The 21,047-nt window shown below is 61.4% G+C and carries 23 protein-coding genes and 1 riboswitch; of the genes, 18 read left to right on the forward strand and 5 right to left on the reverse strand.

Going from position 1 to position 21,047, the window contains the following annotated elements:
- Positions 1 to 109: 109 nt before the first annotated feature.
- Together ABYA88_RS01995 and ABYA88_RS02000 are read left to right on the forward strand one after the other, a co-directional pair.
- Positions 110 to 925, forward strand: coding sequence for a M48 family metallopeptidase (locus ABYA88_RS01995; protein WP_373185002.1), 816 nt, complete (start codon positions 110 to 112; stop codon positions 923 to 925).
- A gap of 130 nt (positions 926 to 1,055) precedes the next feature.
- Positions 1,056 to 1,694 carry a peroxiredoxin gene (locus ABYA88_RS02000; RefSeq protein ID WP_373185004.1) on the forward strand — a complete coding sequence of 213 codons (639 nt, stop codon included), beginning with the start codon at positions 1,056 to 1,058 and terminating at the stop codon, positions 1,692 to 1,694.
- 58 nt (positions 1,695 to 1,752) lie between these two features.
- On the opposite strand, the gene ABYA88_RS02005 is transcribed toward ABYA88_RS02000, so the two are convergent.
- From ABYA88_RS02005 to hrpB, 3 genes are all read right to left on the reverse strand, one after another.
- Positions 1,753 to 2,325: a TMEM165/GDT1 family protein gene (locus ABYA88_RS02005; RefSeq protein WP_373185006.1), complete on the reverse strand. Its 573-nt coding sequence runs from the start codon at positions 2,323 to 2,325 to the stop codon at positions 1,753 to 1,755.
- 90 nt (positions 2,326 to 2,415) lie between these two features.
- A riboswitch (yybP-ykoY riboswitch) is annotated at positions 2,416 to 2,528 on the reverse strand.
- A 26-nt stretch (positions 2,529 to 2,554) separates the two neighbouring features.
- Positions 2,555 to 3,574: a methyltransferase gene (locus ABYA88_RS02010; protein WP_373185008.1), complete on the reverse strand. Its 1,020-nt coding sequence runs from the start codon at positions 3,572 to 3,574 to the stop codon at positions 2,555 to 2,557.
- A gap of 287 nt (positions 3,575 to 3,861) precedes the next feature.
- On the reverse strand, positions 3,862 to 6,402 hold the full coding sequence (hrpB, locus tag ABYA88_RS02015; protein ID WP_373185010.1) for an ATP-dependent helicase HrpB: 2,541 nt from the start codon (positions 6,400 to 6,402) through the stop codon (positions 3,862 to 3,864).
- A gap of 128 nt (positions 6,403 to 6,530) precedes the next feature.
- Here hrpB and ABYA88_RS02020 point away from each other — a divergent pair, with 128 nt between their 5' ends.
- The 7 genes from ABYA88_RS02020 (at position 6,531) to ABYA88_RS02050 (ending at position 12,136) form a co-directional block, all read left to right on the forward strand.
- Positions 6,531 to 6,941 carry a polyribonucleotide nucleotidyltransferase gene (locus ABYA88_RS02020; RefSeq protein ID WP_373185118.1) on the forward strand — a complete coding sequence of 137 codons (411 nt, stop codon included), beginning with the start codon at positions 6,531 to 6,533 and terminating at the stop codon, positions 6,939 to 6,941.
- On the forward strand, positions 6,941 to 7,825 hold the full coding sequence (locus tag ABYA88_RS02025; RefSeq protein ID WP_373185012.1) for a cation diffusion facilitator family transporter: 885 nt from the start codon (positions 6,941 to 6,943) through the stop codon (positions 7,823 to 7,825). Before ABYA88_RS02020 ends, ABYA88_RS02025 begins: the two co-directional genes overlap by 1 nt.
- 318 nt (positions 7,826 to 8,143) lie before the next feature.
- The gene (locus ABYA88_RS02030) at positions 8,144 to 8,632 is read left to right on the forward strand and encodes an Lrp/AsnC family transcriptional regulator (RefSeq protein ID WP_373185014.1); all 489 of its coding nucleotides are present in this window, start codon (positions 8,144 to 8,146) and stop codon (positions 8,630 to 8,632) included.
- 110 nt (positions 8,633 to 8,742) lie between these two features.
- Positions 8,743 to 8,943, forward strand: coding sequence for a DUF2788 domain-containing protein (locus ABYA88_RS02035; protein ID WP_373185016.1), 201 nt, complete (start codon positions 8,743 to 8,745; stop codon positions 8,941 to 8,943).
- Between the two features lie 85 nt (positions 8,944 to 9,028).
- Positions 9,029 to 9,679, forward strand: a complete 651-nt coding sequence (locus ABYA88_RS02040; protein ID WP_373185017.1) for a TetR/AcrR family transcriptional regulator — start codon at positions 9,029 to 9,031, stop codon at positions 9,677 to 9,679.
- The gene (locus tag ABYA88_RS02045; RefSeq protein WP_373185019.1) at positions 9,666 to 11,324 is read left to right on the forward strand and encodes an acyl-CoA dehydrogenase family protein; all 1,659 of its coding nucleotides are present in this window, start codon (positions 9,666 to 9,668) and stop codon (positions 11,322 to 11,324) included. The genes ABYA88_RS02040 and ABYA88_RS02045 overlap by 14 nt, the downstream gene beginning before the upstream one ends.
- A gap of 179 nt (positions 11,325 to 11,503) precedes the next feature.
- Entirely contained in the window at positions 11,504 to 12,136 is a 633-nt protein-coding gene (locus ABYA88_RS02050; protein WP_373185021.1) for a pseudouridine synthase, read from the forward strand.
- 22 nt (positions 12,137 to 12,158) lie between these two features.
- Here the strand turns inward: ABYA88_RS02050 and ABYA88_RS02055 are convergent, their stop codons facing one another.
- Positions 12,159 to 12,581: a DUF962 domain-containing protein gene (locus ABYA88_RS02055; protein ID WP_373185023.1), complete on the reverse strand. Its 423-nt coding sequence runs from the start codon at positions 12,579 to 12,581 to the stop codon at positions 12,159 to 12,161.
- Between the two features lie 97 nt (positions 12,582 to 12,678).
- On the opposite strand from ABYA88_RS02055, the gene ABYA88_RS02060 reads away from it, so the two are divergent.
- The 5 genes from ABYA88_RS02060 to ABYA88_RS02080 are packed head-to-tail and all read left to right on the forward strand — an operon-like array spanning position 12,679 to position 16,685.
- Complete coding sequence (locus ABYA88_RS02060) at positions 12,679 to 13,479, forward strand: hydroxymethylpyrimidine/phosphomethylpyrimidine kinase (protein WP_373185024.1); 801 nt, start codon at positions 12,679 to 12,681, stop codon at positions 13,477 to 13,479.
- Positions 13,476 to 14,111 (forward strand): thiamine phosphate synthase, encoded by a 636-nt coding sequence (thiE, locus tag ABYA88_RS02065; protein WP_373185026.1) that lies wholly within the window; start codon positions 13,476 to 13,478, stop codon positions 14,109 to 14,111. Before ABYA88_RS02060 ends, thiE begins: the two co-directional genes overlap by 4 nt.
- 11 nt (positions 14,112 to 14,122) lie before the next feature.
- Positions 14,123 to 15,403, forward strand: a complete 1,281-nt coding sequence (gene hemL / locus ABYA88_RS02070) for a glutamate-1-semialdehyde 2,1-aminomutase (protein WP_373185028.1) — start codon at positions 14,123 to 14,125, stop codon at positions 15,401 to 15,403.
- Positions 15,400 to 16,071, forward strand: a complete 672-nt coding sequence (locus ABYA88_RS02075) for a hypothetical protein (RefSeq protein WP_373185030.1) — start codon at positions 15,400 to 15,402, stop codon at positions 16,069 to 16,071. Before hemL ends, ABYA88_RS02075 begins: the two co-directional genes overlap by 4 nt.
- A complete protein-coding gene (locus ABYA88_RS02080; protein WP_373185032.1) occupies positions 16,068 to 16,685 on the forward strand; it encodes a tetratricopeptide repeat protein in 618 nt (205 codons plus the stop codon). Before ABYA88_RS02075 ends, ABYA88_RS02080 begins: the two co-directional genes overlap by 4 nt.
- A 29-nt stretch (positions 16,686 to 16,714) precedes the next feature.
- On the opposite strand, the gene ABYA88_RS02085 is transcribed toward ABYA88_RS02080, so the two are convergent.
- Positions 16,715 to 17,038, reverse strand: a complete 324-nt coding sequence (locus ABYA88_RS02085) for a DUF1820 family protein (protein WP_373185034.1) — start codon at positions 17,036 to 17,038, stop codon at positions 16,715 to 16,717.
- 137 nt (positions 17,039 to 17,175) lie between these two features.
- Here ABYA88_RS02085 and miaB point away from each other — a divergent pair, with 137 nt between their 5' ends.
- The 4 genes from miaB to ABYA88_RS02105 all read left to right on the forward strand — a co-directional run bounded on the left by miaB (position 17,176) and on the right by ABYA88_RS02105 (position 21,047).
- Complete coding sequence (gene miaB, locus ABYA88_RS02090) at positions 17,176 to 18,516, forward strand: tRNA (N6-isopentenyl adenosine(37)-C2)-methylthiotransferase MiaB (RefSeq protein WP_373185036.1); 1,341 nt, start codon at positions 17,176 to 17,178, stop codon at positions 18,514 to 18,516.
- A gap of 156 nt (positions 18,517 to 18,672) precedes the next feature.
- The gene (locus ABYA88_RS02095; protein ID WP_373185038.1) at positions 18,673 to 19,683 is read left to right on the forward strand and encodes a PhoH family protein; all 1,011 of its coding nucleotides are present in this window, start codon (positions 18,673 to 18,675) and stop codon (positions 19,681 to 19,683) included.
- Positions 19,673 to 20,146 (forward strand): rRNA maturation RNase YbeY, encoded by a 474-nt coding sequence (gene ybeY, locus ABYA88_RS02100; protein WP_373185040.1) that lies wholly within the window; start codon positions 19,673 to 19,675, stop codon positions 20,144 to 20,146. The genes ABYA88_RS02095 and ybeY overlap by 11 nt, the downstream gene beginning before the upstream one ends.
- A 61-nt stretch (positions 20,147 to 20,207) precedes the next feature.
- Positions 20,208 to 21,047, forward strand: a complete 840-nt coding sequence (locus tag ABYA88_RS02105; RefSeq protein WP_373185042.1) for an HlyC/CorC family transporter — start codon at positions 20,208 to 20,210, stop codon at positions 21,045 to 21,047.

A 21,047-nucleotide genomic window follows, 5' to 3' on the forward strand; every position in this document is an offset into this window, starting at 1 on the left:
CGTTGTGAATTTTAATCCACTGGCTGGTGCCAATTAGATGCACACTGGAGCCAATGCAAACAGATCAGGCGACCGAATCAGTCGCCCCAACAACACAGGATTATCCGCAATGCGTACTCGTCTCATATTACTTTTGTTGCCCCTGCTGATCCTGACAGGGTGCCAGGCAGTCCAAACCACCGAGGGCGGCGCAGTGGGCGTCGACCGTAAGCAGTACATGCTGGGCGGTCCATCTTCTGTAGAAGTCAACAAAATGGCGGCGCAATCGTACGCCAAAATATTGGCCGAGGCTCGCGCCAAAGGTGTTCTTAATACCGATCGTCAGATGCTCAATCGTCTGCGCCGGATATCCACCCATCTGATTCCCGAGGTCACCCATTTTCGTCCCGATGCAAGAGACTGGAACTGGGAGGTCAACCTGATCAAGAGCGAGCAGATCAACGCTGGTGTGTTGCCGGGCGGCAAGATCCTGTTCTACACCGGCATTGTCGACAAGCTGCAGCTGACCGACGCGGAGATTGCCCAGATCATGGGCCATGAAATCGCCCACGCCTTGCGTGAACACGGCCGTGAAGCCAGCTCGCGCGCGGGCGCATCACAATTAGCATTGCAGATCGGCAGTGCCCTGCTCGGATTAGAGGGTGGCACCCAGCAGATCGCTGGTGCCGCCGTGCAGTATGGGGTAATGATGCCCCATAGCCGGTCGAACGAAGCGGAAGCCGATCTGATCGGTCTGGAACTGGGCGCTCGCGCCGGCTACAAGCCGGAAGCAGCGATCAGTCTCTGGCAAAAAATGGCCAGCGCATCGGGCGGCGGACCGCCGGAGTTTCTCAGCACCCACCCCTCTCCGGGTGGCCGGATCGAAGCCCTGCGGGATGCCATTCCAAGAGTCAGACCCTTATATGAGGCGTCGACCAAACGCTGAAAATAGCTGGCAACGGGTAACCGGCAATGAATGGATACCGGTCGACTGCAGTGCGCCGGGCGAAAACGCAAAAGCCTGTCTAGGCTTAAGCCTGTCGCGACTGCAGACTTCATCTGAGAGGAGATAGAACATGAGCATCAAACTGGGCGACATAGCCCCCGATTTCGAACAGGATTCCAGCGAAGGCAAGATACGCTTCCACGACTGGATCGGCGACAGCTGGGTTGTGCTGTTTTCCCACCCGGCTGACTTTACGCCGGTGTGCACGACTGAGCTGGGCTTGACGGCAAAACTGAAGGACGAGTTCGCGGCGCGCGGCGTCAAGGCAATAGCCTTGTCGGTCGATCCGGTCGAATCGCACACGCGCTGGATCAACGACATCAACGAGACGCAGGACACCGTGGTCAACTTTCCGATCATTGCCGATCATGACCGCAAGGTATCGGACCTGTATGACCTGATCCACCCCAATGCCAGCGATACGCTGACGGTACGCTCGCTGTTCATTATCGATCCGAACAAGAAAGTGCGTCTGATGATCACCTACCCGGCCAGCACCGGGCGCAATTTCCACGAGATTTTGCGCGTGATCGATTCACTGCAGCTCACCGACAACTACAAATGCGCCACACCAGGCAACTGGGTCGACGGCGACGAGGTGGTCATTGTTCCGTCGCTGCAGGACGAGGAAGAGATCAAGCGCCGCTTCCCCAAGGGCTACCGTACGGTCAAGCCCTATCTGCGGATGACGCCCCAGCCAAACCGCTGAGCCTAACGCTCAGGACCAGCATGCCGGAGGCGCTATGCAGCCCCCGGCTTTTTTTTGCCTAGCTGGCCGCCAGCGCCAGCCAGCCGGCATACAGCCCCATCAGCAGGAAGGCGAATGCCGCGATGCTGCGAATCAGACGAAGCGGCAGCTTTGCCGCTGCGGCATTGCCCATGAACACTACCGGAACGTTGGCCAGCATCATGCCCAGCGTGGTGCCCAGCACGACCCATACATAGGTTTCGAACTGGGCCGCCAGCACGACGGTGGCCACCTGGGTCTTGTCGCCCATTTCGGCCAGGAAGAAGGCGACCAGAGTCGCCATGAAGGCGCCATAATGGCTGATTGGCGGGGTGTCGTCATCGTCGAGCTTGTCCGGCACCAGGGTCCAGGCAGCTACGGCGAGAAAGGAGACGGCGAGGATGCCGTACAACCAGGTGTCGGTCAGCAGCGCACTGACCACCTGCCCCAACGCACCGGCGAGGGCGTGGTTGGCCAGGGTGGCGACGAGAATACCGAGAACAATTGGCCAGGGCCGACGAAAGCGCATGGCCAGTACCAGGGCGAGCAATTGCGTTTTGTCGCCAATTTCAGCCAGGGCAACGATACCGGTCGAGACCAGAAAGGATTCCACGAGATTTCCTGAGAGGGCGGGCCAGATCAACCATTGACACGTAACGACCCCCCGCCCCCGGTGGGTCGATACATGTCAAAGGTCTCGTCAAACCCGGCGGGCCCCAAATGGATGGGCGACGGCGGGTCGCAAGTACCATGGTCTGCGGACCAATTGTGTTGATACTTGCCTCTATCGAGAGACTACTCCCCCAAGACGGGCGCAAATGTAACCCACACTATGTGCAGGGTCAACCGGGCGCGACGGCCGAGTAAACCTTGAACCGGTTGTTCTCGCGCAGCACTTCGCAGGGTCCGATATGCGCCTCGATCAGCACTGGGTAGCGCAGAAAGCCATTTGCGACGATACGCATCTCACCGCCTGGCAACAGATTGCGGGTGATCTGCTCGAAGAAGCGCTCGGCGACGCTGGTGTCGTGCTTGATACCGGTATGAAATGGCGGATTGCTGACTACCGCAGCGAGCCGTCCGTGCACGTCGCTGAGCCCGTCGGACGGATAGACATCGGCCTCCACCGCGTTGCGTGTCAGCGTCTCACGGGCGCAGTACAACGCCAGTGCGTCGACGTCGACCATCTCGAAACTGCTGGCGGGATTACGCCGGGCCAGGGCCGTGGTCAGCACGCCGGCGCCACAGCCAAAGTCGAGCACCTTGCCGGCGGGCAATGGTGCCAATTCTTCCAGCAACAGCTGGCTGCCCTCGTCGAGGCGGCCATGGCTGAACACCCCGGGCAGGCTTACCAGCTCGATGGTCTGGTCTTCCAGCTCGATACGGATCTCGCGTTGCCAGTGATTGAGATCGAACGGTGCCACATCACCATTCACGGCCATGCGCCAGAGCTGGCAGTGCCGGGCCGAGTCGAGCTTTTCTGGACCCGTGCCATAGGGCTGCATGAGTTTTTCGGCGCGACTGATTCCGCCTTTCTTTTCCCCCACCAGATACAGCGGACAGCCCGCAGGTAGCAGAGGCACTATCTGTGCCAGTGCGTATTCGGCGCGCTCCAGCGCCTTGGGCACAACCAGAACCGCGGCCTCCAGACCCTCGGTCTGCGGACACAGGTGCGAGAAACTCAGATTCGCTTCATCAAGCTGACCGGCCAGGCTTCGCTGGGTCGACCAGTCCCAGGTCCATACCTGCCAGTCGGCGTTGATGCTGCTGACCAGGTCATCGGCCGGGGGATTGACCAGCAAGACGCGCCGGCCGGTAAGAAGGTCGGCACTGCGATCGAGAATCTGGCTGGTGTTTTCCATAGGAACTCCGCTGCGGGGTGAAAGCTGAAGACTCGGGGCGGGGATTGTAATCTTGGGCTGCGCAGACTGAAAGTGGGTAGGATCCGGTCATCGCTGTCGCGGCCCGGTTCAATGTCGTTTATCGGGGTTCGGCGTGGGGGAGCTCACAGCCTGGCAGGGCTGCGAAAGCCGCCGTAAATCCATCCATGAAGGCTTGTCAGAAACGCCCCTGTTTCAGACACTTTCTCCACCCCGCCTGGCCGTGCGCTCGGCTGGCATCGGCGTGATGCGTGGTTTGCTGAGCGCTATCAGTTTTTGCGCGGCTTTGCGCGGCTGGTCGGCTCTGCCTGGAGGGGGTCGTCAGGCCAGTAGTGTTTGGGGTAACGACCTTTCATGTCCTTCTTTACTTCCAGGTAACTACCGGTCCAGAAGCCGGCCAGATCCTGCGTCACTTGCACCGGCCGCCTGGCGGGCGATAGCAGGTGCAGCTTGAGTGCCACGCGTCCGCCAGCGATACGCGGCGTGGCGGTGCTACCGAACATCTCCTGCAGGCGCACGGCCAGCACCGGCGGGCTTTCGCTGTAGTCGATACGTATTTGCGAACCTGTTGGCACCGTCCAGTGGGTTTGCGCCTGCTCCTCCAGCTCTCGCGGCAAGGGCCAGGGCAGCAGGCCTGTGAGAATGGATCCGAGATCCAGGTTGTTGAAATGCGCCAGGCGGGTGACCTTGCCCAGCCAGGGCGCCAACCAATGCTCCAGCGTATCGAGCAACGCCTGGTCGGAGAGATCAGGCCAGGTACTGTCGGTCGCCGATTGCAGATCAAGCTCGCGTAACAGCGCGACGCGCGCCTGCCATTGCCGCAAGGCCGGGGTCCAGGGCAGCAATACCAGGCCCTGACGGCGCACTACCTGGCATAACGCCTGGCTACGTTGCTGCGGATCAATCTGCGCCAGCGACTGGCGGCTGAATACCAGGGAACCGAGCATCTGCTGACGCTCGGCGACCAGGGTTTCACTACGGGCGTCCCATTCCAGGGTATCGCGGCTCGCCAGCAACTCTGGCAGGTAAGTTTCGATCAGCGCCGGCTCCAGTGCGGCGGCGAGAAAGATCCGTGCGCTGGCCTGTCCTGCATGCCCACCCAGACTGGCTACTGCCAGCCATTGTCTGCTCTGCAGGCTGTCGACACTGGCGAACGCTGCGGCCCGGCCATTGGCCAGCCGATATTCGCTGCCCGGCTCCCCGCGCCGACTGGCGATACGGTCTGGATACGCCATGGCGAGCAGAACTCCGGCCCAGGATTCGTCACTTTGATCAGCTACCGGTTTGAGGATGGGCATGCGCTCCATCAGCCGCTGCCATTGCCTGGCCAGGGTTCGCGCCCGTTGCAGGGCGCCGCGGTCGGCCGATGACTCCGCCCGGGGATCTTCGAACAGCGCCAGACGGCGGGTCAGGTCTGCATCATCCGCGCCGCGTAACAGGTCGCGCTCGCTCACAATCGCCGCCACACGGCAGGCCATTTCGCCCAGCCCCAGACTCCGGCCCCGCAGCAACATGTGGGCCAGGCGCGGATGCATCGGCAATTCGGCCATCGCATTGCCATGCGGTGTCGGCAGCCAGGCGTTATCACTGCGAACCAGGGCGCCGAGGCGTTCGAGCAATTCCCGGCCCTGCTCCAGGGCCGCAGAAGGCGGCGGGTCCAGCCAGGCAAGCTCCTGAGGGCTCTGTATTCCCCAACCCGCCAGTTGCAACGCCAGCGGAGCAAGGTCGGCCTGGAGTATCTCCGGCTCACTGCGGGCCGCCAGTTGATCCTGCTGGCTGGCCGACCACAAGCGGTAGGCCACGCCCGGCTCCAGTCTGCCGGCGCGACCGGCGCGCTGATCGGCTGCTGCCCGGGAAACACGCACCGTGTTCAGCCGCGTCATGCCTGATACCGGATCGAAAGCTGGCTGACGCGACAGGCCCGAATCTATGACTACACGCACACCCTCGATGGTCAGGCTGGTCTCGGCAATTGAGGTGGCCAGCACGACCTTGCGTTGGCCCGCCGCTGCAGGCGCGATCGCAAGCCGTTGACTGGCGAAATCCAGCTCACCGTGCAGCGGTACGACCTTCACATCAGGTCTCTCACCCAGAACCTCATGGAGCTGGCGCTCGACCCGGCGGATTTCGCCGACACCGGGCAGAAATACCAGCAGGCTGCCGCTTTCTTCGGCGAGCGCCTGCAGCGTGGCCTGGACCACCACGGAATCTACCGGATGACCCGGACGCAGCGGATTGCCATAGCGCACATCCACAGGGTACTGACGCCCCTGACTGCTGATCAACGGGGCGCCATCAAGCAGCTCGCATACTGCTGCGGCATCCAGCGTGGCCGACATGACCAGCAATTTGAGCGGAGGATCATCGCGCAGGTACTGCTGCGTCTGCAGACAGAGCGCCAGACCCAGGTCGGCATCGAGGCTGCGTTCGTGAAATTCGTCGAAGATTACCAGACCTACCCCGGGCAGTTCGGGATCGGCCTGCAGCAGCCGCTGCAGAATGCCCTCGGTAACCACCTCAATTCGGGTTGCTGCACTGATCCGACTTTCCAAGCGGATGCGATAACCGACAGTCTGGCCTACCGGCTCGCCGAGCAGATGCGCCAGTCGTTCCGCAGCCGCACGCGCGGCCAGGCGGCGCGGTTCCAACATGATGATCTTCTGCCCCGCCAACCAGGAACTGTCGAGCAGCGCCAGCGGCACTAAGGTGGTTTTGCCTGCACCCGGCGGCGCCTGCAGCACCACGGCCGGATTCTCGGCCAATGCGCCAGCAAGCTGCGGCAATATCAGGGTAACGGGCAAATCGTGCATGCGAATACGGCGCCATGGCTAAAAACCGCTATCATACGCGGTATGCAATACCGGGTAAGGAATCGGGGTTGCGGCGGGTAGTCCCGTTTCTTTCTATTTTTGTGCGAGTCTTTTTCTGGAGGTCGATGATGCGAATCAAATCTGTTGCCTGCGCACTGGTAGCTGCCGCGCTGGCAAGCCAATTGGCTGCGTGCGGCACGGTGTTCTATCCCGAGCGCCGTGGTCAGATCAGTGGCCAGATCGATCCGGGCGTTGCGATCCTCAATGGCATCGGTCTGTTGTTCTATCTGGTGCCTGGGGTAATTGCCTTCGCAGTGGATTTCGCCACTGGCGCCATTTATCTGCCCGATGCGCGTTACAGCATTGCGCCGGAAAAACTGCACAAGACTGTCGGGCCAGATGGACAGGTAGATGCCGCCAGGCTGAAAACCCTTATTCATCAGGAAACCGGTGTCGAGCTTCCGCTTGAACAGGCGCAGCAACTGAACCGCCCGGGCGCTGAGCAATTGGCAGCTCTGGGGCTGCCGCCGCGCGCCTGATGCGCCAGCCAGCCTATCTGGAACTACCCGAGCGGGAACGCCTGCTGAAACTCGCTACCTACGCCTCGGTAGCGGTTGCACTCGGGCTCATAGCCTTGAAGAGCGGCGTCTGGATGCTGTCTGGCTCGGTGAGCATCCTGGCCTCGCTGATCGACTCGCTGATGGACAGCGCCGCTTCGATCATCAATCTGTTCGCGGTGCGCTATGCCCTCAAGCCCGCTGATCGTGAACACCGCTTCGGCCATGGCAAGGCTGAGGCGCTGGCGGGGCTGGCCCAGGCGGCGTTCATAACCGGCTCGGCACTGCTCGTGCTGCTGCAAGGTATCGAGCGCCTGCTCGATCCGCAGCCCATCGCCGCTACCTGGCTCGGCATCGGCGTGATGATTCTTTCAATTATCGCCACGCTCGGCCTACTCGCCGTGCAGCGGCATGTGATCACGCGCACCGGATCGACTGCTATCACTGCCGACGCGCTGCATTACCGCTCGGACCTGCTGCTCAACGCCAGTGTGATCGTCGCATTACTGCTGGCGGCTTATGGCATTCGCCGCGCCGACGCGCTGATGGGATTGGCGATAGCGCTTTACATCGCCTATAGCGCCTTGCGTATCGGGCTGGACGCGATACAGATCCTGATGGATCACGAACTGCCCGATGAGGTGCGCGCTGAAGCCCTGGCCCTGGCGCGCGCGGTTCCCGGCGTGGTGGACGTGCATGACTTTCGTAGCCGGCAGTCGGGGCATCACTGGTTCATGCAGATGCATGTGGAGCTGCCTGCGCAGATGGCTCTGGCTGACGCCCATGAACTGGGCGAAGCCGTGCGCGCAGCGCTGGAGAAACGCTTTCCGCAGGTCGATGTGCTGATTCATACCGACCCTGTGTAGTCCGTTGCCGCAAACAAGAACGGCCGGCTTCCTGGGGAGCCGGCCGTTCTCATGGCGTCCTTCATGCATCCGGGTGGGAGGCTGCCTGTACCCGAACCTTGTGGGCTGGGAGGCCGGCTGGCGAGAATCCGGTAGGATTTTTGCCTCCCTCTCCCCGGATAAGGGAGCGGGCTGGACGAACCGGCCTTGGCTTCGAACTTGGGACCATGATACCCGGCCCCTGGCAGCATTTCTTGCCTAATATTGTCCTGTTATACTAAGGAACCGCAATATTATTTCCAATATTACGGTATTGCAGCAATAAAGGATCGACAGCTGATGAATGAACACAATCTTGATCGCTATGACCTGAAGATTCTGGCAGCCCTGCAGCACGACGCTCGCATCAGCAATCAGGAACTGGCAGAACATATCGGGCTTTCGCCCTCGCCCTGCTCCAGACGCGTCAAGCAGCTGGAAGACAGCGGCTTCATCCGTCGCCAGGTGGCCCTGCTCGATCCCCGGCATCTGGGTCTGACGCTCACCGCTTTCGTGATGATCGGCATGGACCGTCACACCCCCGAGCGTTTCGCCGGGTTCGAAACCGCGATCCGCGAGTGTCCGGAGGTTCTCGATTGCTGTCTGGTGACGGGCATGGACGCTGATTATCAGCTACGGGTGGTGGTGCCCGACATGGAGCATTACCAGCAGTTCCTGCTCGGCCGGCTGACTCGCATCGAGGGGGTTTCCAGCGTGCGCTCGAGCTTCGTCCTGAACCAGATTGTTGGCAGCACCGAACTGCCGCTCGGCCATCTGCACAAGGTTTGAGCAGCGGCGCCATGCGACGAGGCGCCGCAGGTCACCCGGTATGAAACCGTTATAATACCCACCCAAGCCAACGGCTCACGTCCAACGACGCACGCCCTGAGGGAGTTACTGTGGATTATCAACAGTTCGAAGCCATCGCCATGCCCCTGATGATCTTTGCCCTGGTGGCATTCATGGGCTACATCGTCTGGGATCTTGCAAAAAAATCCAAAGCCGGTCGCTACGGCACCGCAATCCTGTTCCTGGCCCTGGGACTGGGTGTCATCGGTTTCGTCATCAAGGCGATCATCATCGAACAGGTGGGCGGCTGAATTGCCGCCCTGTTTGTCGTTAATATCCCCTGCACCAAATTCTGAATCCTGATTCACTACATACAAATGAATCAGGATTCAGACCATGGCCTACCGCACTACCGAAGCCCGCCTGGAACGCGATCAGGCCCTACGTGAACACATTCTAGGCTGCGCCCTGCATCAGGTGGCCGAAGGTGGATTCGCGGCGCTGACGATGAATTCCCTGGCCGAAAGCGCAGGAATTGCGACCGGCAGCCTGTATCGGCACTTTCCCGGCAAGGCAGCGCTGGCCTGCGAGGTCTTCGCGCGTGCCACACGGGTCGAAATCGACAGCCTCAAGACCGCGTTTCTTGGCCAGGGTAACGCGGCGCACAGGTTGCGTCGGGGAATCACCCAGTTCGCCGCACGGGCCTGGCATAGCCGCCAACTGGCCTATGCGCTGATAGCCGAGCCGGTTGAAGCCGAAGTAGATGCCCAGCGCCTGCGCTATCGCGAGGCCTATGCCGAACTCTTTACCCGGCTGATCCGCCAGGGCAACGAGGACGGCAGCTTCGATGTTCCCAATATCCCTGTCACGGCCGCCTGCATGGTAGGCACCGTTGCGGAATCACTGATCGGGCCGCTTTCCCCCCAGGCCCGGGCATTGCGGGCCAGCGGCCTGCCCAGCGAGAGCCTGGAAAGCGTCACCCGCGCCCTCACCCTTTTCTGTCTGCGCTCCCTGGGCGCCAAGGAGTCTGTCAATGCAACCCTCTAGCCACGCCGAGCTGTACGCCGAAACCCATGAAGTGACCAATCAGGCTCCGCCGCTGGAAGGCGTCAACTTGTACCGCGCCGATCTGCCATTGCAGGAGTGGGTACGCCGTTTCGGCGGTGAGTGGGCAGATTCAGAGCTGGCAGCCTACGGTGAACTGACCGGCGAACCGCTGATGCAGGCGGGCTTTCTGGCCAACGAGAACAAGCCGGTATTCAAGAGCCATGACCGCTTCGGCAACCGCATCGACGTCGTCGAGTTTCATCCGGCATACCATGAACTGATGGGTGCAGGCATCGCCCAGGGCATTACATCTGCGCCCTGGACCGACCCGCGGCCCGGCGCCCATGTAGCGCGCGCCGCCAGCATGTATCTGCACAACCAGATCGAGTCAGGCACCTGCTGCCCGATGACCATGACCTACGCCTGTATTCCCAGCCTGCGAATGCAACCGGATCTCGCTGAGGTCTGGCTGCCGAAGATCCTGTCGCGCCAGTATGACCCGCGTAACTTGCCGATCGAGCGCAAGACCGGCGCCACCATCGGCATGGCGATGACCGAGAAACAGGGCGGCACCGATCTGCGCACCAATACTACCCGCGCGCACCCGGTCGGCGCCGGTGGCCCTGGGCAGGCCTACGAACTGGTCGGCCACAAGTGGTTCTGCTCGGCGCCCATGTGCGATGCCTTCCTGACGCTGGCTCAGACCGAAAAGGGCCTGAGCTGCTTCCTGCTGCCGCGTCACAGGCCCGACGGCAGCCGCAACCAGTTCTATATCCAGCGCCTGAAAAACAAGCTGGGCAACTGGGCCAACGCCTCCAGCGAAGTCGAGTACCGTGGTGCGCTGGCCTGGATGGTCGGCGAGGAAGGACGCGGCATCCCGACCATTATCGAAATGGTCTCGTTGACCCGTTTCGACTGCATGATCGGCTCCAGCTCGCTGATGCGCCAGGCCCTGACCCAGGCCACACACCACTGCTCGCACCGCTCGGTAGGTGGCCGGCCACTGGCCGAGCAGCCATTGATGCAGAACGTGCTCGCCGATCTGGCGCTCGAGAGCGAGGCGGCACTGGCGCTGACCATGCGCATGGGCAAGGCAATCGACAGCAGCAGCGACGAGCATGAGAAGAAGTTTGCCCGCCTGGTTACCGCGATCGGCAAATACTGGATCTGCAAGCGTGCCCCGGGAATGATCAATGAAGCCCAGGAATGCCTTGGCGGCGCCGGCTATGTGGAAGAAAACATCATGCCCCGGCTATATCGCGAGGCGCCGGTCAACTCGATCTGGGAGGGCTCGGGCAACGTACAGTGTCTGGACGTGTTGCGCGCGCTGTCCAAGGAACCGGGGGTGCTGGAGGTGTTGTTCAGCGAACTGGGCGATGGCCATGGAGATCCGCACCTGACCCGGCACATCGAGAAGATCAAGGTAGATTTCAGTGATACCGACGACATCCAGTACCGCGCCCGCCAACTGACCGAAGACGTAGCCGTGGGGCTGCAGGCAAAACTGCTGCTGGAAGCTGGCAATGACGTGGTATCCGGCGCCTTTATCGCCAGCCGCCTGGCCGGCCATGGGCGGGCCTACGGCACATTGCCGCGCGGTACGGACGCAGCCGCACTGGTCGCGAGGGCGACACCGGGCAGTTGATTGTTCTGAGCGAAGGCCGAGCTCCATCTGGAATAACGAAGTAGCGTTCGACTCCTCTCGGCCGAGTTTCAACTCGGCCACTTCCGGGAGCACGACGCGCGTTTTTTCGTGGAGAAGTGGCTCGACACACCCTCCGGCCCGCACTAGCATCATCTGCCAACCAACTGTCAGGTCTGTTAATGACTCCCAAAAGCCCCCGGCGCCCTGCTCTTACAGCTTCCACAAAGCCAGCAAAAACGCGGCGCAAGGCGCAGCCACGACCGGCCGTCACCCTGCTTGTCGCTCTGAACAAACCCTTCGATGTGCTCACCCAGTTCACCGATGGCCAGGGCCGGCAGACGCTCAAGGACTATGTCGATATGCCCGGCATCTATCCCGCAGGCCGTCTGGATCGCGATAGTGAAGGACTGTTGCTGTTGACCAACGACGGTCAATTACAGGCAAGCATTGCCGATCCGAAGCACAAGCTGGCAAAAACCTACTGGGTGCAGATCGAGGGGCTGCCGTCCGAGGATCAACTGGAACAGCTTCGCAGGGGAGTACAACTCAAGGACGGCCCTACGCGGCAGGCCGAAGTCGAGCAGATAGCCGAACCCGAGCTGTGGCCACGTCATCCGCCGGTACGCTATCGAGCCAGCATTCCGACCAGCTGGCTGAGCATCACCATCCGCGAGGGACGCAACCGCCAGGTACGCCGGATGACCGCCGCTGTGGGCTTGCCGACGCTGCGACTGGTGCGGGTGCAGATAGGCGAGTGGACGCTGGGGGATCTTCAGCCAGGCCAATGGCGGGAATTGAGGGTGCCAGTTTAAAGCGAGGCCACCACACTACCGCCTAGTAACGTAGCCCCAGCGTGCGAAATAAGGCACCTATCAGCCAGATGGGCCCGATCAGCAGAAATTGCATATCCTTGAAAAAGGACGGCTTCTTGCCCTCCAGATGATGTCCGATGAACTGGCCGATCCAGGCCAGCACAAAAATCGCGATGCTAGGCAACAGCACCACATCCATATTCCACAAAATCAACAGCATCAGCAGGCTGATTACCAGCATCACTGCGGCTATCCGCCAGGACAACATGACATAGAATGCCATGGCTGCGGCCACCGCGATCAGCGACACCCAGGGGTGGATCGCCCAGAGTATGCCCAGCACCGCAAAGGTGATCAGCGGCACGCAGATCCAGTGCAGCAGTTTGTTTATCGGATTGTGGTGGCTCTCGCCATACTGATCGAACCACTGGTCTATCGCTCGCATGCTCGCTCCATTATATGTTCTCTGTATTTATTTTCTGTATCGCAAAAGCTGGCCCGCTCCCCTGCCGGCGCCTGACGCATGATGATAAGCTTAGCCCATGAAAACACTACTCCCTTTCCGTCCTGTTGTCCTCTGCCTTTCCGGCCACGATCCCAGCGGCGGCGCCGGCCTGCAGGCCGATATCGAAGCATTGATCGCCCAGGGCTGCCATGCGGCACCAACCATCACCGCCCTGACGGTACAGAACACCGTGGACGTCAGCGATTTTCGCGTACTTGACCGTGAGTGGGTATTGGCCCAGGCCAACGCGGTGCTGGAGGACATGCCGGTATCGGCGGTTAAGCTCGGCATGCTCGGCAACCTATCGATGGTGGAGACGGTGCTAGAGCTGATGCAGGAGCACCCCGATCTGCCCCTGGTCTGTGATCCGGTACTGCGCGCAGGGGGTGGCGGTTCGTTGGGCAAGGACGATGTTGCCTTTGCACTGCGTGAACAGTTATTGCCCATAGCGCTGATCGCCACACCCAACCTGCCTGAGGCACGTATTCTTGCCGAGCTGCCAGAGGGCACAGCCGACGAATGTGCCGCCAGACTGCTGCCCTACTGTCGCCATCTGCTGATTACCGGCGGACACGGCGACGAGCGCGAAATTCACAACCGGCTGTATTGCCAGGACGGCAGTCAGCACACCTTCACCTGCCAGCGTCTGCCGGGCAGTTACCACGGCTCGGGCTGCACGCTCGCCAGCGCACTGGCCGGACGCCTGGCGCTCGGCGAGGAACTGGTCAGCGCAGTACGCTCGGCGTTGGACTATACCTGGCGCACATTGCGCGATGCCGAGCAGCCGGGTATCGGTCAATATGTGCCGCGCCGTCTGCCGCTGGATTTCTGTTCATGAGTGAACAGCTCAGCGGCCTGTACGCCGTTACCGACAGCCAGTTGCTCCCCCCGGACAAGCTGCTGCCCTGGGTAGATGCTGCCCTGGCAGGTGGCGCGCGCGTGCTGCAGTACCGGGATAAATCTGCCGATGCGGCAAGGCGCCTCGAGGAGGCACGGCAACTGAGAGGCCTCTGCCATTACTACGGCGCAACCCTGATCATCAATGACGACCTGAAGCTGGCCGCCGAACTGGGCGTGGGGCTGCACCTGGGCCGGGATGACGGCTGCTTGCGCGAGGCGCGCGCGCAACTCGGTGAGCACGCCATTATCGGCGCGACCTGCCACGCCGATCTGGATTTCGCCGCCGAGGCCGAAGCCGCCGGAGCCAGCTACATTGCCTTCGGCCGCTTCTTCCAGTCGATTACCAAGCCCGGCGCGCCGCAAGCAACGCCCGTACTGCTCGAACAGGCCCGCCGGCGTTTCGACCTGCCGATAGTCGCCATCGGCGGGGTTACCCTGCACAACGCCCCGCAACTCATCGGTGCCGGCGCCAGAATGCTGGCCGTGATCAATGGCCTGTTTGGCGCGCCCAGCGCAAGCGAAGTCGAGCGCCGCGCCCGCGGTTTTACCGAACTCTTCCAGTCAACTTGAAGGAACACTCCATGTCCCGCTCCGAAACCCTGTTTGCCCATGCCCAGAAACACATCCCCGGCGGCGTGAATTCCCCGGTGCGTGCGTTCAAGAGCGTCGGCGGCACGCCACTGTTCTTCAAGCACGCTGAGGGCGCCTATGTGGTCGACGAGGACGACAACCGCTATGTCGATTACGTCGGCTCCTGGGGTCCGATGATTCTTGGCCACAGCCATCCGGCCGTGCTCGACGCGGTACGCGAGCAGCTGCAGCACGGCCTGTCCTTCGGCGCGCCGACGGCAATGGAAACCGAGATGGCCGACCTGGTCTGCAGCCTGGTGCCATCGATGGAAATGGTGCGCATGACCAGCTCCGGCACCGAAGCGACCATGAGCGCCATTCGCCTGGCTCGCGGCTATACCGGACGCGATAACATCATCAAGTTCGAGGGTTGCTACCACGGCCACTCCGACAGCCTGCTGGTCAAAGCCGGCTCCGGCGCGTTGACCCAGGGTGTACCCAGCTCCGCAGGCGTGCCCGCAGATTTTGCCAAGCACACGCTGACTCTGCCCTTCAATGATATTGCCGCGGTGGAAACCATGCTCGGCGAACTGGGCAGCAGCGTCGCCTGCATTATCGTCGAGCCGGTAGCCGGCAACATGAACTGCGTGCCACCGGTGCCCGGCTTTCTTGAGGGCTTGCGTAGCCTGTGCGACCAGCACGGCGTGGTGCTGATATTCGACGAGGTGATGACCGGCTTCCGCGTCGCGCTCGGCGGCGCCCAGGCGCACTACGGCGTCACACCGGACCTGACCACCTTTGGCAAGATTATCGGCGGCGGCATGCCGGTGGGCTGTTTCGGGGGCAAGCGCGAGATAATGGAGGTGATTGCACCGATGGGCCCCGTCTACCAGGCCGGCACGCTGTCAGGCAACCCGTTGGCGATGGCCGCTGGCCTGACCACACTCAAGCTGCTCAACCGTCCCGGCTTCCATGCCGAACTGACCGCCTACACCAGCCGCATGCTCGCCGGTCTGCAGGAGCGGGCAGATGCCGCCTCCATCCCCTTCGTCACTACCCAGGCTGGCGGCATGTTCGGTCTGTATTTCTCCGGCGCCGATGACATTCTTACCTTTGACGACGTGATGGCCGGCGATGTGGAGCGCTTCAAGCGCTTCTTCCATCTGATGCTCGCTGGCGGGGTTTATCTCGCGCCCAGCGCTTTCGAGGCGGGCTTCACCTCGATCGCCCATGGCGAGACAGAGCTCAAGCTCACCCTGGACGCTGCGGAAAAGGCCTTTGCTGCCCTATGACCGCCATCGTCTACCTGGTACTGGCAGTCGGTTTGCTGCTGTTGTGTTTCTGGTTATGGAATCGTCGCGCCGACCGGCGCGAGGGTGCTCGCGGCGCAATAACCGCCAGCCTGGTAGCTCTGATCCTGGTCGCCAGCAGCGCCTTGCCGCTGGCACTCGCCCAGTGGGGGCTCGGCAACAATAGTGTCGAACATGCCCAGCGCATGATGGGTCTCGCGGCGCAGCACATGAGTCTGCCACTGCTGGGCCTTGCATGCCTGTATCTGGCCAGTGGCTGGCGCTGGAAACCGATGGTCTGGAGCCGCATCATTCTCGGCATCCTGGTCTTCTATGAGTTGTCACGTTATCTGGAATGGCAGAGCGGCTATCTCTGGCTGGTCAGCCTGATCGGCGCTGGCGCTTTGGGTATCAGTGCAGTGCTCAATGTCGGACGTGATCGCCGGGTGGGCATCCTCTGTCTGGCAGCGATTGTCTGCCTGCTGGCGCCCGCGATGCTTGGCGGCCTTGCTGACCGGCTGCCGCTGCTGAGTCTGCTAGACGCCTCCACCTATGCAAGCTGGCTGGTGCCCGGCTTTGTCGCGGCCGGACTGGCTGTTGGCGTGCTCGCCGAACAGGCGCACAATGACCACCAGACCCCCACCGGACCCGAGGCCTCAACACAGTCATGATCATTTCGCTGCCCAGACATCTGCTCTTCGCCTGCGTGCTGGCCGGCGTCGCCCACCCCGCGGTGCAGGCGCAGGAGCAGAACGGTAAACCGCTGCTGATCAGCACAGATGAGCGGTGCGCATTTAACCGTGTGGACGACGAAAGCCTGGAGCTGGCGATTGAAGCCTGCCGCGCCGCCGCAACCGCCGGAGACCTGCAGGCGCAGTACGAGATGGGTGAGTTCTACTACCAGGGCGAGCGTATCGAGCGCGACATCGAAAAGGCGCTGAAGTGGTTCGAGCGGGCTTCGATCCAGGGCCATCCGCGGGCCCAGTACCGGCTCGGCCTGATGCATTATCAGGGCGAAGGCGTCACCCGCAACCTGCCCCAGGCCTACATCATCCTGAAAATGTCGGCGGTCAACGGCGAAGAAGCGGCGATGGATGCCAGTGACCGGATCGAGCTGCAGATGAACGAGGAAGAGTTATCCGTGGCGACCCATGTACTGGGCACGCTGTTTCGCGATTATCTGATGCAACTGCGTGAAGAACAGCTGCAGGAGCTGCAGAGTCAGCCGCCAGCCCCGATCGGACCGTCAGTTCCCACCGGGGAAGAAACGCCCGAAATCCCCTGAATGCTTGCGGCCGGGTGCTCGACGCCTGGTCAGCCCGGCGGCGGCATCGGAAAGTTCATCACGTTGCCACCGCCCTTCGCTTCGCTGATCTTCGCCTGCCCAATACGCTCGACCTCATCAATCCGCACGATCGATTGCAGGGGTATGAAGCTGCGCTCCACGCCCTCGAACTGCGTCTTGAGTTTCTCTTCTGCCGGGTCGACCAGCAACTGCGAACGCTCTCCGAAGAGCAGTTCTTCTATTTCCAAGAAGCCCCAGAGGTCGCTCTGGAATATGTTGCGCGCATACAGCTCGTAAACCTGCCCCTGATTAAGGAAGATCACGCGGAATATCGGTTGTTTGTCTTTGCTCATAGCTGAACTGTAAAAACCTGTGGCAAGCGAGCCGGCTCACTGCGTCCGACGGGCGCGGATGATACCACAGCACAGGACATCGGCTCCCCCATCGGTGTATAATTTCGCTTTTGACGAGGCTACGCCCAGCGCATCCCATGGCCAAGAAACTCTTTATTCAGACCCACGGTTGCCAGATGAACGAGTATGACAGCTCGCGCATGGCTGACCTGCTCGGCGAAAACCAGGCGATGGAAATGACCGATCGCCCGGATGAAGCCGATATTATTCTGCTCAACACCTGCTCGATTCGCGAAAAGGCGCAGGAAAAGGTTTTTTCCGAGCTGGGCCGGTGGCGTCCCCTGAAGGAAAAGAATCCGGACCTGATCATCGGTGTCGGTGGCTGCGTGGCCAGCCAGGAAGGGGCGGCAATCCGCGACCGTGCGCCCTATGTTGATGTGGTATTCGGCCCGCAGACATTGCACCGCCTGCCCGAAATGATCAATGCCGCGCGCACCAGCCACCAGCCGCAGGTCGATGTTTCCTTTCCGGAAATCGAGAAATTCGACCGCCTGCCGGAACCGCGGGTTGATGGCCCGACTGCGTTTGTCTCCATCATGGAAGGCTGTAGCAAGTACTGCAGCTTCTGCGTTGTGCCCTATACCCGCGGTGAAGAAGTCAGCCGCCCATTCGACGACGTGCTTGCCGAGTGCATCCACCTGGCCGAGAACGGCGTACGCGAAATCACCCTGCTGGGGCAGAACGTCAACGGCTACCGTGGCCAGACCCACGAGGGCACTATCGCCGATCTGGCCGATCTGATCCGGGTGATAGCCGAGATCGATGGCATCGACCGCATCCGTTACACAACCTCGCATCCGCTGGAATTTTCCGACAGTCTGATCCGCGCCCACGCCGAGGTGCCGGAACTGGTCAAGTATCTGCACCTGCCAGTGCAGTCCGGGTCCGATCGGATACTCGCCGGCATGAAGCGCAATCACACCGCCCTGGAATACAAGTCGCGGGTGCGCAAGCTGCGCGCTGCGGTGCCGGACATGATCCTCAGCTCGGACTTCATCATTGGCTTTCCCGGCGAGACCGACAAGGATTTTGAGCAGACCATGAAACTGGTAGAGGACGTCGGCTTCGATTTCTCCTATTCGTTCATCTACAGCGCCAGGCCCGGCACGCCGGCCTCCGATCTGCCCGACACCACGCCGACCGAGGTCAAGAAGCAGCGCCTGCAGATACTGCAGAATCGTCTCAATCAGCAGGGCTTCGAGAACAGCCGGCGCATGGTTGGCAGCGTGCAGCGCATTCTGGTCAGCGATTATTCGAAGAAGGACCCAGGCATGCTCCAGGGCCGGACCGAGCACAACCGTATCGTCAACTTCCGCTGCGACAACCCGCGCCTTATCGGCCAGTTCGTTGACGTAGCTATTGATGAGGCGTTGCCGCACTCCCTGCGCGGCACGCTGGTGGCCGAGACCGTCCACTGAGCCGAGCACCGAACCGTCCATTGAAAATACCCCACAACTCCCCCGGAGCGCGCACCCAGGGTGCGCGCAGACCGCTGATCGCGGCCTCTTTGCATCGTGCCTGTAGCGCGCTATGCTGTGAATTCCGGACTCCAACGAGGTTACTGACAGATCATTTTGAACGCTCCCCTGCACATACACCGTTTCAGCATCGAACCCGTCGATCCACGCCGCCTGGCCAGTCTCTGCGGCCAGTTCGATGAACATCTCCTGCTCATCGAGCAGCGCCTGGGCATCGAGGTGCGCAACCGCGGCAACCAGTTCGAGCTGATCGGCGATCCCGAGCTCGCCCGTTCCGCCGAAGCCGTGCTGCGCCAGCTCTATCGGGAAACCCGCGACAACGCCGAACTGACTCCTGACACCGTCCACCTGTTTTTGCAGGAGTCCGGCCTGGAAAACCTCAGCGAAACGCTGCACAACAGTGCCGGCGGTCCGGTGGTGTTGCGCACGCGGCGAATGGCGATTCAGCCGCGCGGGCCCAACCAGCAGAACTATGTGCGCTCGATCCAGGAATACGACATCAATTTCGGCATAGGTCCGGCCGGTACCGGCAAGACCTATCTGGCGGTCGCCTGCGCGGTGGATGCGCTGGAGCGCGAGCAGGTACGGCGGATTCTGCTTGTGCGCCCGGCGGTCGAGGCTGGCGAGAAGCTCGGTTTCCTGCCCGGCGATCTGGCGCAGAAAATCGACCCTTACCTGCGCCCGCTGTATGACGCATTGTACGAAATGCTGGGATTCGAGAACGTTGCCAAGCTGATCGAAAAACAGGTGATCGAAGTGGCTCCGCTGGCTTACATGCGCGGTCGCACGCTGAATAACAGCTTCATCATTCTGGATGAAAGCCAGAACACCACCCTGGAGCAGATGAAAATGTTCCTGACCCGCATCGGCTTCGGCTCCACTGCGGTGATTACCGGTGACGTGACCCAGGTCGACCTGCCGCGCGGCACCAAGTCGGGCCTGTCGCACGTGGTGGAGGTGTTGAAGGACGTCAAGGGCATCGGTTTTACCCATTTCAAGTCCAAGGACGTGGTACGTCATCCGCTGGTCCAGCGCATCGTCGAGGCCTACGATCGCTTCGAACTGCGTCAGGAAGGCGAGCGCAAGGAGCGCAGCAATGAGTCCTGAGCCAGCACCTCTGGAGCTGGATATCCAGCGTGCGTCCGAGTCCTCCGAGCTGCCCGACGACGACAGCTTCAGGCGCTGGGCCGGGCTGGCACTGCGTGACCGCCCCGGCCATGAACTTACCATCCGCCTGGTTGACGAAGAAGAAAGCCAGAGCCTGAACCGCGACTATCGGCACAAGGACTCTCCGACCAACGTGCTCTCGTTCCCGGCGGACCTGCCACCGGAACTGAATATCCCTCTGCTCGGCGATCTGGTGATATGCGCCCCAGTGGTTGAGCGCGAGGCACGCGAGCAGCACAAGCCGCTACAGGCGCACTGGGCGCATATGGTCATTCATGGTTGCTTGCATCTGACCGGCTATGACCATATAGACGACGACGAAGCCGAAACCATGGAGTCTCTCGAGCGCGAGCTGCTGGCACAACTGGGCATCGCTGACCCCTACCTGAGCGAGTCTCCATGAAGCAATTCCTCAGACTGACCAAAACCGCTGTACCCATTTCCGAAACGAGTAGAAAGGAACCATGAGCGAAGATCGATCGACCAACGGACACAAGACCTGGCTGGACAAACTAGTCCAGGCTTTTGTCCATGAACCCAAGAACCGCCAGGAATTGCTGGAACTGTTGCGCGAAGCGCATGCCAACGAAGTACTGGATATCGAGGCCCTGTCGATTATCGAGGGCGCGCTGCAGGTCTCCGACATGCAGGTCCGCGACATCATGATCCCCCGCTCGCAGATGATCACCATCAAAGCGAGCCAGCCACCGCGCGAATTCCTGCCCGAAGTGATCGAGGCGGCGCACTCGCGCTTTCCGGTCACCGGCGAGAGCCTGGATGACGTGCTGGGTATTCTGCTTGCCAAGGATCTGCTGCCCCTGCTGCTCGAGGAAAATTCCGAGCGCTTCAACATCAAGGAAATTCTCCGTCCGGCCACCTGCGTGCCGGAATCCAAGCGCCTCAATGTATTGCTCAAGGAATTTCGCGCCACGCGCAATCACATGGCGATCGTGATTGACGAGTACGGCGGCGTATCGGGTCTGGTGACCATCGAGGACGTGCTCGAACAGATCGTCGGCGATATCGAGGACGAACACGATATCGATGAGGACAGTCAGATCAAGCCGCTGCACAGCGGCGATTTCCTGGTCAAGGGTCTGACCCCGATCGAGGACTTCAACGAGCACTTCGGCACCGAGTTCCCCGATGAGGAGTTCGATACCGTTGGCGGCCTGGTGATGAACGCATTCGGCCACCTGCCGAGGCGCAATGAGGTAGTCGAGCTGGATGGCTTCCGCGTGCGCGTGCTCAATTCCGACAGTCGTCGGGTCCACCTGCTGCGAGTCACCCTGGTCGAGTCCTGA

It is taken from the genome of Halopseudomonas sp., assembly GCF_041579695.1.
GTDB lineage: Bacteria > Pseudomonadota > Gammaproteobacteria > Pseudomonadales > Pseudomonadaceae > Halopseudomonas.

Bases quoted from the DNA above. Each gene is read 5' to 3' on its own strand.
- ABYA88_RS01995 (WP_373185002.1), top strand. From the start codon at position 110: ATGCGTACTCGTCTCATATTACTTTTGTTGCCCCTGCTGATCCTGACA.
- ABYA88_RS02000 (WP_373185004.1), top strand. From the start codon at position 1,056: ATGAGCATCAAACTGGGCGACATAGCCCCCGATTTCGAACAGGATTCC.
- ABYA88_RS02010 (WP_373185008.1), bottom strand. From the start codon at position 3,574: ATGGAAAACACCAGCCAGATTCTCGATCGCAGTGCCGACCTTCTTACC.
- hrpB (WP_373185010.1), bottom strand. From the start codon at position 6,402: ATGCACGATTTGCCCGTTACCCTGATATTGCCGCAGCTTGCTGGCGCA.
- ABYA88_RS02020 (WP_373185118.1), top strand. From the start codon at position 6,531: ATGCGAATCAAATCTGTTGCCTGCGCACTGGTAGCTGCCGCGCTGGCA.
- ABYA88_RS02025 (WP_373185012.1), top strand. From the start codon at position 6,941: ATGCGCCAGCCAGCCTATCTGGAACTACCCGAGCGGGAACGCCTGCTG.
- ABYA88_RS02030 (WP_373185014.1), top strand. From the start codon at position 8,144: ATGAATGAACACAATCTTGATCGCTATGACCTGAAGATTCTGGCAGCC.
- ABYA88_RS02040 (WP_373185017.1), top strand. From the start codon at position 9,029: ATGGCCTACCGCACTACCGAAGCCCGCCTGGAACGCGATCAGGCCCTA.
- ABYA88_RS02045 (WP_373185019.1), top strand. From the start codon at position 9,666: ATGCAACCCTCTAGCCACGCCGAGCTGTACGCCGAAACCCATGAAGTG.
- ABYA88_RS02050 (WP_373185021.1), top strand. From the start codon at position 11,504: ATGACTCCCAAAAGCCCCCGGCGCCCTGCTCTTACAGCTTCCACAAAG.
- ABYA88_RS02055 (WP_373185023.1), bottom strand. From the start codon at position 12,581: ATGCGAGCGATAGACCAGTGGTTCGATCAGTATGGCGAGAGCCACCAC.
- ABYA88_RS02060 (WP_373185024.1), top strand. From the start codon at position 12,679: ATGAAAACACTACTCCCTTTCCGTCCTGTTGTCCTCTGCCTTTCCGGC.
- thiE (WP_373185026.1), top strand. From the start codon at position 13,476: ATGAGTGAACAGCTCAGCGGCCTGTACGCCGTTACCGACAGCCAGTTG.
- hemL (WP_373185028.1), top strand. From the start codon at position 14,123: ATGTCCCGCTCCGAAACCCTGTTTGCCCATGCCCAGAAACACATCCCC.
- ABYA88_RS02075 (WP_373185030.1), top strand. From the start codon at position 15,400: ATGACCGCCATCGTCTACCTGGTACTGGCAGTCGGTTTGCTGCTGTTG.
- ABYA88_RS02080 (WP_373185032.1), top strand. From the start codon at position 16,068: ATGATCATTTCGCTGCCCAGACATCTGCTCTTCGCCTGCGTGCTGGCC.
- ABYA88_RS02085 (WP_373185034.1), bottom strand. From the start codon at position 17,038: ATGAGCAAAGACAAACAACCGATATTCCGCGTGATCTTCCTTAATCAG.
- miaB (WP_373185036.1), top strand. From the start codon at position 17,176: ATGGCCAAGAAACTCTTTATTCAGACCCACGGTTGCCAGATGAACGAG.
- ybeY (WP_373185040.1), top strand. From the start codon at position 19,673: ATGAGTCCTGAGCCAGCACCTCTGGAGCTGGATATCCAGCGTGCGTCC.
- ABYA88_RS02105 (WP_373185042.1), top strand. From the start codon at position 20,208: ATGAGCGAAGATCGATCGACCAACGGACACAAGACCTGGCTGGACAAA.